Annotated in this window: 17 protein-coding genes; 5 read left to right on the forward strand and 12 right to left on the reverse strand. The window is 44.9% G+C overall.

The window, feature by feature from the left end; translation table 11 throughout:
* Nucleotides 1-188 precede the first annotated feature (188 nt).
* The gene (locus OB236_RS15620) at nucleotides 189-1,139 is read left to right on the forward strand and encodes an aldo/keto reductase (RefSeq protein ID WP_262684824.1); all 951 of its coding nucleotides are present in this window, start codon (nucleotides 189-191) and stop codon (nucleotides 1,137-1,139) included.
* Between the two features lie 127 nt (nucleotides 1,140-1,266).
* Nucleotides 1,267-2,196 (forward strand): aldo/keto reductase, encoded by a 930-nt coding sequence (locus OB236_RS15625; RefSeq protein ID WP_262684825.1) that lies wholly within the window; start codon nucleotides 1,267-1,269, stop codon nucleotides 2,194-2,196.
* A 131-nt stretch (nucleotides 2,197-2,327) separates the two neighbouring features.
* Here the strand turns inward: OB236_RS15625 and OB236_RS15630 are convergent, their stop codons facing one another.
* The 5 genes from OB236_RS15630 to OB236_RS15650 form a co-directional block, all read right to left on the reverse strand.
* The gene (locus OB236_RS15630) at nucleotides 2,328-3,299 is read right to left on the reverse strand and encodes an NAD-dependent epimerase/dehydratase family protein (RefSeq protein WP_262684826.1); all 972 of its coding nucleotides are present in this window, start codon (nucleotides 3,297-3,299) and stop codon (nucleotides 2,328-2,330) included.
* A gap of 111 nt (nucleotides 3,300-3,410) precedes the next feature.
* Entirely contained in the window at nucleotides 3,411-3,932 is a 522-nt protein-coding gene (locus tag OB236_RS15635; RefSeq protein ID WP_262684827.1) for a TetR/AcrR family transcriptional regulator, read from the reverse strand.
* A 284-nt stretch (nucleotides 3,933-4,216) separates the two neighbouring features.
* Nucleotides 4,217-4,651 (reverse strand): chemotaxis protein CheW, encoded by a 435-nt coding sequence (locus OB236_RS15640; protein WP_408638478.1) that lies wholly within the window; start codon nucleotides 4,649-4,651, stop codon nucleotides 4,217-4,219.
* 8 nt (nucleotides 4,652-4,659) lie between these two features.
* Nucleotides 4,660-6,228, reverse strand: a complete 1,569-nt coding sequence (locus OB236_RS15645) for a methyl-accepting chemotaxis protein (protein WP_262684829.1) — start codon at nucleotides 6,226-6,228, stop codon at nucleotides 4,660-4,662.
* A 24-nt stretch (nucleotides 6,229-6,252) separates the two neighbouring features.
* A complete protein-coding gene (locus OB236_RS15650; protein ID WP_262684830.1) occupies nucleotides 6,253-6,819 on the reverse strand; it encodes an HD-GYP domain-containing protein in 567 nt (188 codons plus the stop codon).
* A gap of 198 nt (nucleotides 6,820-7,017) precedes the next feature.
* Here OB236_RS15650 and OB236_RS15655 point away from each other — a divergent pair, with 198 nt between their 5' ends.
* On the forward strand, nucleotides 7,018-7,968 hold the full coding sequence (locus OB236_RS15655; protein ID WP_262684831.1) for a tyrosine-type recombinase/integrase: 951 nt from the start codon (nucleotides 7,018-7,020) through the stop codon (nucleotides 7,966-7,968).
* Between the two features lie 316 nt (nucleotides 7,969-8,284).
* On the opposite strand, the gene OB236_RS15660 is transcribed toward OB236_RS15655, so the two are convergent.
* Together OB236_RS15660 and OB236_RS15665 are read right to left on the reverse strand one after the other, a co-directional pair.
* Nucleotides 8,285-9,082 (reverse strand): lipid II flippase Amj family protein, encoded by a 798-nt coding sequence (locus tag OB236_RS15660; RefSeq protein WP_179097549.1) that lies wholly within the window; start codon nucleotides 9,080-9,082, stop codon nucleotides 8,285-8,287.
* Nucleotides 9,079-9,438 carry an Hpt domain-containing protein gene (locus tag OB236_RS15665; protein ID WP_262684832.1) on the reverse strand — a complete coding sequence of 120 codons (360 nt, stop codon included), beginning with the start codon at nucleotides 9,436-9,438 and terminating at the stop codon, nucleotides 9,079-9,081. Before OB236_RS15665 ends, OB236_RS15660 begins: the two co-directional genes overlap by 4 nt.
* A gap of 41 nt (nucleotides 9,439-9,479) precedes the next feature.
* On the opposite strand from OB236_RS15665, the gene OB236_RS15670 reads away from it, so the two are divergent.
* The gene (locus OB236_RS15670) at nucleotides 9,480-9,854 is read left to right on the forward strand and encodes a response regulator (RefSeq protein WP_262684833.1); all 375 of its coding nucleotides are present in this window, start codon (nucleotides 9,480-9,482) and stop codon (nucleotides 9,852-9,854) included.
* Between the two features lie 129 nt (nucleotides 9,855-9,983).
* Here the strand turns inward: OB236_RS15670 and OB236_RS15675 are convergent, their stop codons facing one another.
* The 5 genes from OB236_RS15675 to OB236_RS15695 form a co-directional block, all read right to left on the reverse strand.
* The gene (locus OB236_RS15675; protein WP_076233375.1) at nucleotides 9,984-10,757 is read right to left on the reverse strand and encodes an ABC transporter permease; all 774 of its coding nucleotides are present in this window, start codon (nucleotides 10,755-10,757) and stop codon (nucleotides 9,984-9,986) included.
* Nucleotides 10,750-11,685: an ABC transporter ATP-binding protein gene (locus OB236_RS15680; RefSeq protein ID WP_262684834.1), complete on the reverse strand. Its 936-nt coding sequence runs from the start codon at nucleotides 11,683-11,685 to the stop codon at nucleotides 10,750-10,752. Before OB236_RS15680 ends, OB236_RS15675 begins: the two co-directional genes overlap by 8 nt.
* Before the next feature lie 88 nt (nucleotides 11,686-11,773).
* Nucleotides 11,774-12,580: a uroporphyrinogen-III synthase gene (locus tag OB236_RS15685; protein ID WP_262684835.1), complete on the reverse strand. Its 807-nt coding sequence runs from the start codon at nucleotides 12,578-12,580 to the stop codon at nucleotides 11,774-11,776.
* 24 nt (nucleotides 12,581-12,604) lie between these two features.
* Nucleotides 12,605-13,510 (reverse strand): YitT family protein, encoded by a 906-nt coding sequence (locus OB236_RS15690; protein ID WP_408638479.1) that lies wholly within the window; start codon nucleotides 13,508-13,510, stop codon nucleotides 12,605-12,607.
* On the reverse strand, nucleotides 13,428-13,715 hold the full coding sequence (locus OB236_RS15695; protein ID WP_262684837.1) for a hypothetical protein: 288 nt from the start codon (nucleotides 13,713-13,715) through the stop codon (nucleotides 13,428-13,430). The genes OB236_RS15690 and OB236_RS15695 overlap by 83 nt, the downstream gene beginning before the upstream one ends.
* Before the next feature lie 140 nt (nucleotides 13,716-13,855).
* Here OB236_RS15695 and OB236_RS15700 point away from each other — a divergent pair, with 140 nt between their 5' ends.
* On the forward strand, nucleotides 13,856-14,266 hold the full coding sequence (locus OB236_RS15700) for a hypothetical protein (protein WP_262684838.1): 411 nt from the start codon (nucleotides 13,856-13,858) through the stop codon (nucleotides 14,264-14,266).
* Nucleotides 14,267-14,370 lie beyond the last annotated feature (104 nt).

Raw genomic sequence — 14,370 nt, forward strand, 5'->3', positions numbered from 1 at the left:
ACCCATAATTTTATCAGATTTTGCCCATTTCCGATATGATAATTTGTACCAATTTCATGTAACCCCTGTTAACCTGAAATGACCTCAGATAACCTAAAGGTAACTAGCTGATGTCAAGCACAGTTCTTCCTAAATCAAATTGCTTTCTTTATAATGAATATAAGCCTAATCGAAGGAGAGATTTAACTATGAAATATCGCAAGCTTGGAAAGAATGGTCCGGAAATATCGGTTATCGGCTTTGGTTCCTGGGCAATCGGAGGAGCAGGCTGGGCTAGCGGGTGGGGCGATCAGGATGATCAACTCTCTCACGACAGCGTTCGCGCGGCACTCGATGCAGGCGTTACCTTTTATGATACAGCAGCTGTGTATGGTCTTGGATATTCCGAAGAAATTATCGGTAAAGCGCTTAAAGGTGATCGGGACAAGGTCATACTTGCAACGAAGTGTGGTCTGGTATGGGATGAGCAAAAAAATGTTTCCAAGAATGGCACCTACGATTCCGTCATTCGTGAAGCTGAAGCCTCTCTCCAAAGACTCGGTACCGACTATATCGACTTGTACCAAATGCATTGGCCGGATACGGATACAAAAGCGCCTGCCGAGGAAACGATGCGGGCGATGGACAAGCTGATTCAAGACGGCAAAGTTCGTTATGCCGGAGTGAGCAACTACGATGTGCCATTATTGGAGCAATCGCTGGCTGTCCGACATGTGGACTCACTGCAGCCTCCATATTCAATCCTGAGACCCAAGGCTGAGCAGGAGCTGTTACCTTATTGTCAGGAAAAGGGGATTGGCGTTGTTGGGTACAGCTCGTTGACCTCTGGACTTTTGTCAGGCAACTATACGTACGATACCAAATTCGAAGCGAACGACTGGCGTTCACGCAATGCCGCGCATACGGGCGAGAATTTGAGAAAGAACGTGGACCGTGCAGAAAAATTGAAGCTGGTGGCTTCCCGGTATGATCTTACCCTTCCACAACTAGCCATCGCTTATGTACTGGCTCATCCGGCACTTACGAGCGCTATTGTAGGGGTACGCAAGCCAAGTCATATTGTAAGCGTTCTGCCGGCAGTTGATGTGGCTTTGGACGAAGCAACCTTGGCAGAAATACGCGCCATAGCGGCCCAGTAAATGCTTGACGAAGTGAATTTTCCACGAAAATTTAATGCTTATGCTTACGATGCTAGTTTTCTACGAAAACTCTAAGGATCATGCTTACGAAGTGAATTTTCCACGAAAATTTTAGGAGGAATTTCTCATGAAATACAGACAATTAGGAAATACCGATATTCAGGTTTCCGAAGTGACTTTCGGGTGCTGGGAGCTGGGTGGAGGACAATGGGATAAGCAAAGCGATGAAGTCAATATTAATGCGATTCAAAAAGCTTTTGAGCTGGGAATCCATACGTTTGATACGGCCGAAGGCTACGGACAAGGACATTCCGAGGAAATCGTCGGACAGGCTCTTGAAGGCAAAAGAAAAGACTGCATTATTGCCACCAAGGTATCACCAAGTCACCTGAAGCCTGCAGATGTGCGCTCTTCAGCAGAGACCAGCCTTAAGCGCTTACGTGTTGATTATGTTGATATCTATTACATCCACTGGCCTAATAAGGATATCCCATTGGCAGATACGTTATCCGAATTGAACAAGCTTAAGGATGAAGGTCTGATTCGCGCTATCGGTGCATCCAACTTCTCCATCGACCTGCTCAAAGAAGCAAGCAACTACGCACGTATTGATGTCATTCAACCCGAATATAGCTTGCTTCACCGCGGGATTGAGCCCGAGATTATCCCTTATTGTCAGGAAAACCATATTGGTATCATGAGCTACAGCTCAATTGCCAAAGGCATCCTGACCGGTGCTTTTCATAATGGCAAGGCCACAGTCAAGGAAACCGATTTCCGTAACAATAGAAGATTGTTTTTGCCGGAGCATTTGGAAAAGGAACAGCCTTTGATTGATCTGTTGAAGCAAATCGCCGAGACAAAGCAAGTGACCTTATCGGAAATTGCCATCAGTTGGCTGCTGCACCAGCCCGCATTAACTTCCGCTATCGTAGGCACACAGAATGAGAAGCATTTGGCAGAAAACACACGTGCTATCGACGTGACACTAACGGCCGATGAGCTGAAGCAGTTGGATCAAGTCAGTACACAAGTACTTTCAGGAATTGATGGATAGTTCAACTACAACAGTTAAAGCCCCGACACCCCCTTTGTGGTTGTCGGGGCTTTTTAATACCCTAAACCAATCCGGGATTCCTGTTCAACTTCAGCGCGTTGAACATCACTTTTATTGTTCAATCAATAACTTCAAATATTTATTACCTTTTTCCGTTCTTGTAAGGTATGAATAGTTGAGGCTATACCTTTCTCGAAGGTGGTCGCCGGAATCGGGCCGATCAGCCGCTCGTATTTCTCCCCGCTCAGAAGTAGCGGTTCCTCAGTTAAATACAACATCTCCACTACCTCCTTCATGACGGGAACAAACACGCCGAGCAAGGACAGGCCTATTCTTCCCAACGATATGACAGGCTTGTTGGTTGTGCTCACCTTTTGGGCTATTCGAACTATTTCTTGACCAGAGATGATACCAGATCCGGGAATATGCCAATTTTGGCCATAAGCAAAATCTTTACCGGCAAGCTCGACAATCATGACCGCCGCGTCCGGCAAATATACGAATTCGCGGGGAATGTGCTTGTTGCCGATATAAAACGCCATTTTGCCTGCCGCTATGGCTTCGAGTGTAGATCCAAGATAAGAAGCTTCATTGGCCGTTGGCCCGTAATAATCGGGCAGCCGTACAATCATCACCTGCGCATGATCCCATCTATCGCTGAACATCATCTGTTCAAACGCCAGCCGGACCTTGCCTTTCTTCGTGTGCGGCTGCTTCGGATGTTCCTCGGTTACTTTGTCCATCTGCCGTTTTCCGTATGGATAAATGCCATCTACGGCGACGACTTTAAGACTAAGCCGATTGGCAGCTTCCATAATCGCTTCACCAAGTGGAATCAATTTGCTGTGCATCTCGTTGTACGGTACGTTCGCGCAGTGAAATAAAACATCTACTTCTTTTGACGCGGCCGCAATGTCGTCGGACTGGAAAGCATCACCAACGGCCAGCGATAAATGAGCCGGATTGCCAAGACGTGCCGCCAATTGCTCTAGTTTAACCCGCGATCGTCCAAAAGCGATCGTATCAACACCCCGTTTGACCAGCTCTGCCGTCACAACCGCACCTGTTCCTCCTGTTGCACCTACCACGATTGCTTTTTTCATTTTCATCAGCCTCTTTTCTTTTTTGTTATTGATCAATTACTAACTTGATGACAATATACCAATTAGTTATTGATTAGTCAATAACTAATTTAAAGGAGCTGTATGACCAACTCACTCCTCCATCAATTCGGGCAAACCGACTGCCATTGAAATATTGCACAGCATTCCTCTTGCGAGAAAAATAAGCGTTCGCTCTTCCGGGTTATGAATTCCTGCACTGCGAAAAGCTTCCAGCACAATATGACGTACTTCCCGAAATCCACAACGCATTGACTCCCGAATCGCTTCCTCTTGAATTGTCAGCGCCTGCATTTGGAGAAGCGTCTCATTCTGATAAGATTTCATTATATCCTCATACGCTCCGCTCAGACTGGTTTCCAGCCGTTCTGGTGATGCAGAATCCACCACAAGTCGGAAGGAATCGATAATCCTCGTCCACGATACCTCCAGCGCGGCTAGCAGCAAAGCTTCCTTGGTCGCAAAAAAGCGAAAAATATAAGGCTGAGATATATTCGCCCGCTGTGCAACCTGCGCTGTAGTCGCCCGGTAATACCCGATTTCGGCAAATACTTCGATTGCAGCTGATATAATTTCCGTCTTGCGATTAACAGAGGTCGTATCACTTTTGACCACTACAAACTCCACCCTTCATTCGTTAGTGATTAATCAATAGCTCTTTGAGTATAACTGAAATATAAGTATGATGCAATCCAAGAAGTAACGGAAGGTCACCATTAGCTCTGTATGGCCTCCACGAAGGTCCTCTCCGCACGGAAGGGCTCACTAGCGCGGAAAGGTCCTATGGGAGACACACCAAGTCTTACAGCCTCTGAAATTCACTACGGAATGCCCAGCATTGTAAGTCTTGATAAAATGGCATATTCCGTAGCAGTATAACATGGACTAACCATGTGGAATTATTCCTGTAAAATATTTATAAGATTTAAAATGAATACCAGACCAGCTTCCGCATGACCAATTCCCGAAAAATAAGCCGTTTGTTTATCACCGGAATGATCAGGTGGCTCCTGAATGGCGGAGAAAGACGTTACCTGATTGACCCTGTCTACAATAATTCCGACCATTTCACCCATAAAATTGACAACGACGATGCGGGTCAGCTTGGTGTTATCCTCCTCAGCGAGGCCAAAGCGAGCTCTCAAGCTGATAATAGAAATGATCTTGCTTCTCAAGTTAATAACACCTTTAATATATGATCTCGTATTAGGAATGCAAGTAATGGTTTGCATCTTGATGATCTCATGAATATCATCAATTCTTAAAGCATATTTTTCATTGCCGATCCCAACCTCGATATACTGATCCTGGTGGGTTGTTTTCAATACATTCACCTTCTTACCTACTTGATTTTAAACATTTCGACTGCTATATTCAGTTCCTCCGCCAGCATAGCCAATGATTGCGCTGCCGAGGCGGTTTCCTCACTGCTGGCTGCCGCCTCCTCAGTGGCCGCAGAAATACTTTCAATCGAAAGCAGAACCTCCGAGGTTTGTGCAGCCTGCTGCTCGCTGGCAGCGGCAATTTCCGATACTTTATTCGCTGAATCGTTGACCATGTATACGATACTTTCGAAGGACTCTCCGGTTTTTTGTGAGGACACTACACCTTGATTAACTGCCGAGATGCTTAACAAGGTATTTTTTTGCATGCCTTTAATGATTGCAGTTATTTGCTTGGTCGCTTCACTACTGCGCTCCGCAAGCTTACGGACCTCGTCTGCCACAACGGCAAAACCTCTGCCCTGATCTCCTGCCCTTGCCGCTTCGATCGCTGCATTCAAGGCGAGCAGATTCGTTTGATCGGCAATATCATCAATGACTTCAATGATTTCACCAATCTTATTCGAATCTTCCTCCAGCCGCGCCATTTGTTCATTAGCCAAATTCATCCCTTCAATAGACGAACGCAGCACTTGGCCGCCTTCCTGAGCAAGGTCCATCGTATTATTCGATAATTCAGCTGCCTGCTCGGCTCCATTGGCTACAGAAGTAATCGCTACGGACAGCTCTCTGAACAGTTCATTGATCGTTTGCGCAGAGCTCGCCTGATTGGCACTTCCGCTGGCAATTTCCTCGGTGCTGGCCGAGATCTGCTGCGCGGCTGCTGAAAGATTTTGTGAGGATATGATTACAGTACTAATAATTGCAGTTATGCTGGCTGACATTTTATTAAATGCAATTGCCATATCTCCAATTTCATCACGGTTTTTGATGGAAAGCGGGTCCCCTGTCAGATCTCCATTCGCAATTCTTTCAGCGGATTTCGCCACTTCCATAATAGGCAGCGATATTTGACGGCTGATGTAAAAAGCAACACCGATTCCGGCGATAACGGCTAAGATACTTAATGTCAACAACCAGAACAGTGTGGAGCTGACCTTTTTGGAATTATCCTCATTACCTTTATCCAACATATCCTGCTGCAGCTGAATTAAATCTTTACCAACCTGGGTTATTTTATCAACGACAGGACCTGCCTGTGTTTCGGAAATTTTCAAAGCCTCGTCCAAGTTGTTTTGTTTCTTTAACTGAATAGACTGACTGCCGATCTGGTTATATTGTGATTCCAGCTGATCCAGCTGAGACAAATATTCTGCGCCCTTGGCCGTATCCAATATTTTATTGAATTTGGCACTGTTTTTTTTGAATTGCTCTTTAGCCGTTTCCCAATTCTGAATATACTTTTCATCGCCTATCAATAAATAACTGCGAATCATGATTTGTTCTTCTCTTACGGCTAGAAGCATGTCTTTGGTCAAACTTACTTTGTATGCACGATTATCGATCAGATCCCCATACGATTTATCAATTATACTCATTTGATAATAACTGATGCTGGCGACTCCAGCCAAAAGGAGCAAAATTGCAAAGAAACCACTGTAAAGCTTTTTAGAGACTGTCATTTTCATCCTATAGCCACTCTCCCCGAGTTGTTATCTATCTATTGTCTGTACTTTTGTTAATGCGACGTCAGACAGGCTTAACAGTTTATGAACCAAATGCTTGTCGAATTGTTGATCACTTTGTAGTAAAAGCTCATCTTTGGCCTCCTTTAGAGACAGCCGTTTGCGATAAGGACGGTCAGACAGCATGCAATCCAAGGAATCAATAATAGAACACCACCTTGCCAGCAGCGGAATTTGTTCGCCGCTCAGTCCGTATGGATACCCGGTTCCGTTCCAGCGCTCATGATGATACGCGATGATATCGATAATTTCCTGATCAATGGTTGCACAATCCTGCAGCATCGTCATACCCAGAGAGGGATGTCTTTTCATTGCTTCCCATTCATCCGAATCGAGACCAGTCGATTTGATCAAAACGTTCTGCGGTATCCCAATCTTGCCGATGTCATGCAAATAGCAGCCTGTAACCAGATGATCCGTCATGCGTTCATCAAAACCGAAACGGGAGGCGATATACTCGGCCAACTTTCCCACGCGTATGCTGTGCTCGTAGGTGTCCAAATCCTTTTCCTTCAGATGCAATAATGATTTCATCACGAAATGCTCCTGCAATCGATGCTCCTCCCTTCGTATTAGCAAAAAAAGATAGAACCCTTCCAGAAAGAAGGAAATTCCATCTACAGATATCCTAAATTTACAAATAAATCATTTATTTGCATTTCTCCTTTCAGTTCAACATGCTAAACTAAAGTTCGTACAATTTGCGTTGTTCGCATAATAAGGAGGCACTATATGCGCCCACAAACGGTTTCACCGGTACTTGCAACTCTCGGGGAACACAATGAAACCTACACTGATGATCAAATCCTTAATATGTTTATAGCAGCATGTCATCGTTCCACATACACCATTAGAAATTACCGGATTGCTATTAACAAATTTCGGGCTTTCATTGGCAACAAGTCATTGCGAGATGTAACCTGGAGAGAAATCGAGGTGTATAAACTTGGGTTAATTCAAGGCTTTTTTAGTAAAAACAATAGTCCCCAAGCTCCCGCAACAGTTGCTGTTTATATAGCTCCTGTGCGTTCTCTTTATAAATGGGGCAGTGATCCGAACATCAACATTTTCACAAAAAATCCGACCACCTCTGTCCGCACCCCCAAAGTATCCGTTACCAGCAGAAATCATTATTTGACAAAAAACGAAGTCGTTTGCTTGATCCAACAGCTAAAACGGCAAGGATTGCGTAACTATATGATTGGATTAACGCTTGTTCTCCTTGGTCTGCGCGTGTCCGAATTAATTTCTATTGAAAGTGGACACTTTCATTCCGATCCAGAGGAGTCATCCATGTGGCTGACGGTTTACGGTAAGGGAGGCAAGGAGCGAGAAGTCAAGGTCCCACCCATGCTGTGGAGACTGCTCGAACCCTATATTCAAGATTTGAAACAAAATGAAGGTCAGCGGGATCAAAGAATTTTCCCGATAACCGTAAGAGCTGTTGAAAAAATGATCCAAAAAGCTCGTGAACAGTGGGGAGTGGACAAAAAGGTAACTCCCCATTGGCTTAGACATACCAATGCCACCCTGGCTCTTCTCCGCGGCGCTTCATTACAACAGGTTCAGGAGTCGCTCGGCCATACACACATCAATACAACTCAACGTTATCTGCACACCGTACAGCAAATCAAAAAAGCTGCCCCCGATTATGTCGAGGACAGCTTAAAAGACCATATTTAGGTATATATTCCTGCTTCTTAATAAAAATGATATTGTTATTTTGGTTATAATTAACTATACTACTAGTGACTATAACAAAATACAGTATCATTTTTTGTCGAAATTTTACGAACAACGCAAATTGTGCGAACTCCATTATATTCTGTAATCCTTTGATATTATTTCCATTACTCGATGATCACACGTTACTTTCTCCTGCAATTTGTAATTCCTATCCCCTTTCCTCTAAAGTTTTACTATTCATTACTTATCAGAATCCACTCGATTAATCAAGTTCCTTTTCTTCCCATACGATGCCTTAATAGAACCGATTGCATTACCAAAAAGGGACTACCGCCGTTATCAAATACGTGCCGGGTACCAATAAAACCTGGGCAAGCACCGTACCAAAAAAACGCGAAAACATCAGCAATCCATACATTTTATTAATTTGCGCCAAACTTTCGTTACCATTCATCGCCCTGTCCGTCATCAGTGCGACTTGAGGGTCGACCAGTATCGTCATTAGAATGGTGGCAACCCCATTGATCAAGCCGGATGATTGTGACGCCGTCACGCTGTATTCAGGTAATAAAAAGGAAGCATACAGTGCTGCCAAAACGCCAACCGTGTAGATTCCAGTTACCAACATATTCAGAATAAGCAACCGTTTGGGTACACCGCCGATTCGCAGTCTCGACAGCATCGCCCAGCTGGGCATTTGCACATGTCTTCGAACAACCTTAAGCTTGCGAATCGAAACCGATTCGCGAAGCAGCCTCGGGAGCGAACCCGTTTCCTCCAAACGGCTGATCAGACTGACGGACAGCCTGATCGCTGTCGGAATGAATACGATCGCAAACAAAGTGCCGAGTGAAGCGGCTGCAATAAAGATATGCAGTTGAGCCTCCAAGGAATATTCCGCGTGAAGCTTGGCATAATCCACGATTTTGCCCATCATGGGGGCTTGGGCCAAATTCGAGGTTCTCGATACAAGCACAATCATCCCGGTTAGCGATAGAGCAACGGCCAGCTTCCCTGTTCTAACCCCAGCCAGACGTACGCCATAAGACAAGGTTTCCACAGCATGAATAATAAAAGTCAGGATCGATATGATCAACACTTTTTCAATCATAAAGCCTCCGCATGACCAAGCTCGCGCTGCAGCTCGATATGAAGCTGATCCAAGTATTGGCGCAGCTCTTGAATTACCTCTTCCGTCCAATCATTCTGATGCCGTATACTGTAAGAGTCGGCCGCTTCACTGAGCTGATGCACCTGATCGCAGCCCACAGTTTGAGCGACCCCTTTGAGTGTATGAACATATAGATACATATGCTCGCCGATCTGCTGGTTCGACAACTGCTGCCGATTCCACAGTACCATATCTGCTCTAAGTGCGGCTTCACGTTCCAAGGCATCCTGTAAAAACATCCTGCGTGCTTTGACTATAATTGCCTGCATGCGTTGTTCTCTGCTAATATCAACCATATCGAATCATCCCCCCATATAATAAGGAAGTGACCCAAAGCATGAACAAACAAATTGCTCTCATCGACGATAGCTCCCCTTTTTGCTTGTTAGTCAGACAAATTTTCGAACATCGATATGATATAGACATCTTTTCAACAGCTAACGATTTCCTTGTGCTGATCTCTCGTATTGCTCATTATGATCTTATTCTACTTGATATTAATCTTCCCGGTATGAATGGTCTTGAGGCTTTAACAAAGTTAAAATCCACACCGGAAACGGCAGCTATCCCGATTCTCCTGCTAACTGGCGATGCACGACGAGACACCGTTGTACGCGGTATCAAGCTCGGTGCACAGGATTATATGTCCAAGCCCATTGATCCGCTTCTTCTGGAGGAACGGGTTATTGAGCTATTGGGAGACACGCTCTAGTACTTATATATGCATGTCCTTCTTCATACATACAGCCGAGCGCGTCAGCGAGAATATTAATTTCGCTGACGCGCTCGGCTATTGATGTTTTTTTGAAGTATAAGGTTGAGACTCTACACTGTGTATCCGTTAGCTGGCAATATCACGTTTGGTGAAAAATAGCCAAGAAACCCCATAGAACACAACCCAATAAGCAACAAGCATTGAAATTGAAAAACCAAGCGACATTCCTTCCACCAACGGCTTACCGCCTGAATGGTAGATAGATAAGTCTGTGTTGGCAAACAGCAAATATTTGACCCATGTATATTTGAATTGTGCCAAAACAAAAATCAGTCCGGATGAAGTCACGAACATTAACAAAAACGATAACCCGATAGCAAGCGAACTGCTGCGAAAAGCAGCTGAAATCATAAAAGCCAAAGTAATCGACATCAGCAGATCAATACCTTTGAAGCCATACGTTTTCAATATGTCTGTGAACGAGTCCTGTTCGGGTATCATACCTCCAAGACCGAAAAATATCAGTCCAACAAAATAGGATGCGATCAGCAGAACCAGCAGCAATGTGATTAAAAAAAGCACAACGGATATATATTTAGACGCCAAAACCTTGGATCTTGTCGCAGGCCGGATTAATAGCAGTTTAATGGTTCCCCAGGTAAACTCCGAGGCCACGCTGTCACCAGCTACAATGACTGTAAAAATGAATACCAGTGTCGACAGACTTGTACTCATCGATACGAATGAAATCATACTGTTGAGACCCGACTCCACCACATATTTGAGCATAACCGCCCACAATACGACAACCAACACCAATATCGCAAGCATAATCCACGTACGTGCCCTGCTGTATATTTTCATTTGCTCATTTTGGATGAGGCTGAGAAAGTTAGACAATTTGATTCCCCCTCGTAATTTCAAGGAATTGATCTTCTAGCGATTTGTTATGCGTCCGAATTCCGTACACGCGCACGCCTGCGCTAACCAACCGGGCATTCAGCTCGGCGATCTCTTCTCGTTCACTGGTCAGGCTTACAGTCAATACGCCGTCAGCTTGCTGCACAACAGCCTGTTCACCGACAAATTCTGCTGCCGCTCTGGCTGCTGCTTCAAGATGATCCACATCGAATTGAACCTCAAGGCGTCCGGTCTCAGCCTGCATCTCCTTGAAGGATCTTACATCCAGCAGCTTGCCATTCTGAATGATCGCCACCCGATCACACATCAGCTCCATCTCAGAGAGTAAGTGGCTGGATACGATAACGGCAAGGCCTTCTTCTCTGGACAGCTTACGCAAGTAATCACGCAGCTCGCGGATTCCCTCAGGGTCAAGGCCATTCGTAGGCTCGTCCAATATTAATACGGAGGGCCGATGCAATATAGCCTGCGCCACACCAAGCCGCTGACGCATCCCAAGCGAGTACGTCTTTACTTTATCATGAATCCGATGATCCAGCTTTACCAGAGCAATCACTTCGTTCATTCGTTCCTCGGTAATTCCCGGAATCATTCGGGCATAATGCTGTAAATTTTGATAACCGCTCAAAAACTTATAAAATTCGGGATTTTCCACAATAGCTCCAACATGCCTCATCGCTTGCTCAAATTGGTTCTTGATATTGTGGCTGCTAACAAGTATTTCACCTTCGGTCATCGACATCAGTCCTACAATCATCCGAATGGTTGTGGTTTTACCTGCTCCGTTAGGTCCCAGGAAACCGAACACCTCACCAGGGTGCACATCAAATGACAGGCGATCGATAATTGTTTTAGAGCCGATCCGCTTGGTCACATTACGAAGCTGTACGATACTATTTGATTCCATGAGTCCTCCAACTTAAATAAGGATAGGGTAACTTTTCAGGAAAAGTATACCATATCCTTTATTGTAGACCAACCTATGCATTCAGATACTATGCATTCTCGTAGTATTGAGCCAAAGTTACCATCATACTGCCCATCCGTTCTTCCACGGGCGCAATCACGCGTTCCATGCCTTCATCTCGGAGCGCCTCCGCCGTCACCTTGCCTACCGCTACGGCAACGGTAATCTCACGAAATGCGGTCAACAAGTCTTCAACCTGCCCCTGTTCGCGGGCATAAGCCATCATAAACCGTACCTGTGGTGTGCTTGTGAAGGTCACGGCGTCCACGGAGCCTGCAATAATTTCCGAAATCAATTGATCCAGTACAGCCAAATCCGGTGGAACATGAATATAAGGAAGAATTTCATAATATTCGGCCTGCTGCTGCCTCAGCCATTCCACAAGCCGCGGCGCATGATCGCCATAAAGCTGCAGCGCCACCCGCCGATCTTTGATATCATAAGGTTGGAGCGCACGAAGTATACCAACGGTTGTACCATCATCATCGCGAACGGTGGGTACAAGCCCGAGAGTTTTCAAATATTTCACCGTCTTGTAGCCTCTGGCCGCAATCTGTGTTTGTTGAAGACGTTCAACAAAAGCATCAGCCAGAGCCATCCGTTCAGCAGCCTGGTACAACATCTCCGTGCCTACGCCCGTGGTCAATATGATCCAGTCTACGCCTTCTTCAATCAGCTTCCTTACTTCCGCCTCGACTTTATGGTCCTCAACCGCAACCGTCCCTTGAGCCGGACGAACCAATGGAATACCACCCATCTTTTCTACAATAATGCTTAACTCCGCAGCCTTGCGCGGCCCCGTGATAGCAATTCTTTTGCCTTCCAGTCTGCGCATAACCTTGTGCCTCCGATAAACAGCTTAGTGGATGTCTTTTTTCTTAAAGCGTCCGCCTTTGACATCATGTATATTGCCTACAGCCAGGAAAGCTGTTGGATCATAGTTTTCTACGATCGATTTCATCTTGGCTTCCTCCAATCGGGTAATGACACAAAAGATCACACGTTTTTCCCCGCCTGTGAAGCCGCCTTCTCCATCCAAATAAGTAACTCCACGTCCCAAACGACTCAATATCGCTTCGCCAATATCGCGGTAATTGTCACTGATAATCCATACAGCCTTCGATTCATCGAAGCCTTCTATTGTAATATCAATCATTTTGAAAGCTATGTAATAAGCAATTAATGAATACATCGCATGATCCCAGCCAAATACGAAGCCTGCGCTGGCAAGAATAAACAAATTGAAGAACATCACGATCTCGCCTACAGAAAACGGCGATTTTTTGTTCAGCAGGATCGCTACAATTTCCGTTCCATCCAGTGAACCTCCATAACGAATAACCATCCCGACACCAATACCCAGTATGATACCACCGAAAACAGCCGCTAGAAGCGGGTCAATCGTAAAAGCCGGCACCGGATGCAGCAATGTGGTACCTACAGACATAATCAGAACACCAATGAGAGTCGATAAGGCAAATGTTTTACCGATTTGCTTGTAGCCCAGAAAAAAGAAAGGTAGGTTAAGAATAAAGAGGAAGACACCCAGGGGAAATGAAGTTAAATGGGACAAAATAATGGATATACCGACTACCCCACCGTCGATAATATTGTTCGGGACAAGAAAAATTTCCAGACCAACTGAAACTAAGCCTGCCCCGACCAAGAGGAATATAAAACGCTTAGCGACCTGGATCCTTGTCGCCCTCGAATGCTGAGGGTTTGGAAGATCCGAGCTTGGAACAAGTTTTGCTGACATGGTCATCGCCTCCTTCAGTATGATTTTCATTCAAACCAAATTGCATCGATATTTCGCGAATAATCAAATCGGTAGCCGATAGCTGACCACAGATAAATTCTTTGGATATTTCCAAGCCCTGCATCTCTAGCTGTGCTGTTAAAGCTTGCTTGCGTACTTGCAGTAATTCCAGATAATGCTCAATCTTGGATTTACGATAAGTTTCTGCCATGCTTAAACCCTCCCGTAATTCCATCGTTTATATATATATTGTATTCAAATGTATACAAAAAATCAATTTTTTTCTCATGTCATGTTCTGAAGACGTATCGGGCAACCTATCATTAATTCTCTCAAAAAGGGGCTGACGTTATGAAGGCTTTACCAATCCGGTTCATGATATCAATTAGTGCTGTGCTCATCAGTGTTTCCGTATTCATGTCAGTAGCAGGCTGCGGAGGAAAAAAAGCAGAACAACAAAGTGGAAACCAGCAAAAAGCCCAGGGACAGCAGCAATCGTCTGACAAACCGATCGATTCTGCACTCAAGGAACAAATGAACATGTACAAGGATATTAAGCAATATGAATTTCAGGAATCCGAAAAGCTGCGCAAATCCAACAAGGATCAGCTAAAAAAGCTGCAGAAGGATCAATCAGAATCGGGCTCCCAGACAAGTGATTCCTCCCAAAAACAGAAAAGCAGTTCAAAGGATGTTTCGAAGGAACAGAAGGGTTCTACAAATGAATCTTCTAAAGACGCTTCCAAGGATAAAGGGAAGTAAGGCTCTTGCTTCCTTCATAGCCTCGACAGCTCAGCTATACGGGTATCTCAGGTCTTACTGGAAATCTGCTGCTATTTCCGCTACTCTTAGTAGATACGGATTTA

It is taken from the genome of Paenibacillus baimaensis (assembly GCF_025567575.1).

Excerpts from the sequence above, each read along its gene's own strand:
- OB236_RS15655 (WP_262684831.1), top strand. The coding sequence starts at position 7,018 with ATGCGCCCACAAACGGTTTCACCGGTACTTGCAACTCTCGGGGAACAC.
- OB236_RS15670 (WP_262684833.1), top strand. The coding sequence starts at position 9,480 with ATGAACAAACAAATTGCTCTCATCGACGATAGCTCCCCTTTTTGCTTG.
- OB236_RS15690 (WP_408638479.1), bottom strand. The coding sequence starts at position 13,510 with ATGACCATGTCAGCAAAACTTGTTCCAAGCTCGGATCTTCCAAACCCT.
- OB236_RS15695 (WP_262684837.1), bottom strand. The coding sequence starts at position 13,715 with ATGGCAGAAACTTATCGTAAATCCAAGATTGAGCATTATCTGGAATTA.
- OB236_RS15660 (WP_179097549.1), bottom strand. The coding sequence starts at position 9,082 with ATGATTGAAAAAGTGTTGATCATATCGATCCTGACTTTTATTATTCAT.
- OB236_RS15685 (WP_262684835.1), bottom strand. The coding sequence starts at position 12,580 with ATGCGCAGACTGGAAGGCAAAAGAATTGCTATCACGGGGCCGCGCAAG.
- OB236_RS15665 (WP_262684832.1), bottom strand. The coding sequence starts at position 9,438 with ATGGTTGATATTAGCAGAGAACAACGCATGCAGGCAATTATAGTCAAA.
- OB236_RS15625 (WP_262684825.1), top strand. The coding sequence starts at position 1,267 with ATGAAATACAGACAATTAGGAAATACCGATATTCAGGTTTCCGAAGTG.
- OB236_RS15645 (WP_262684829.1), bottom strand. The coding sequence starts at position 6,228 with ATGAAAATGACAGTCTCTAAAAAGCTTTACAGTGGTTTCTTTGCAATT.
- OB236_RS15680 (WP_262684834.1), bottom strand. The coding sequence starts at position 11,685 with ATGGAATCAAATAGTATCGTACAGCTTCGTAATGTGACCAAGCGGATC.
- OB236_RS15700 (WP_262684838.1), top strand. The coding sequence starts at position 13,856 with ATGAAGGCTTTACCAATCCGGTTCATGATATCAATTAGTGCTGTGCTC.
- OB236_RS15650 (WP_262684830.1), bottom strand. The coding sequence starts at position 6,819 with ATGAAATCATTATTGCATCTGAAGGAAAAGGATTTGGACACCTACGAG.
- OB236_RS15630 (WP_262684826.1), bottom strand. The coding sequence starts at position 3,299 with ATGAAAAAAGCAATCGTGGTAGGTGCAACAGGAGGAACAGGTGCGGTT.
- OB236_RS15620 (WP_262684824.1), top strand. The coding sequence starts at position 189 with ATGAAATATCGCAAGCTTGGAAAGAATGGTCCGGAAATATCGGTTATC.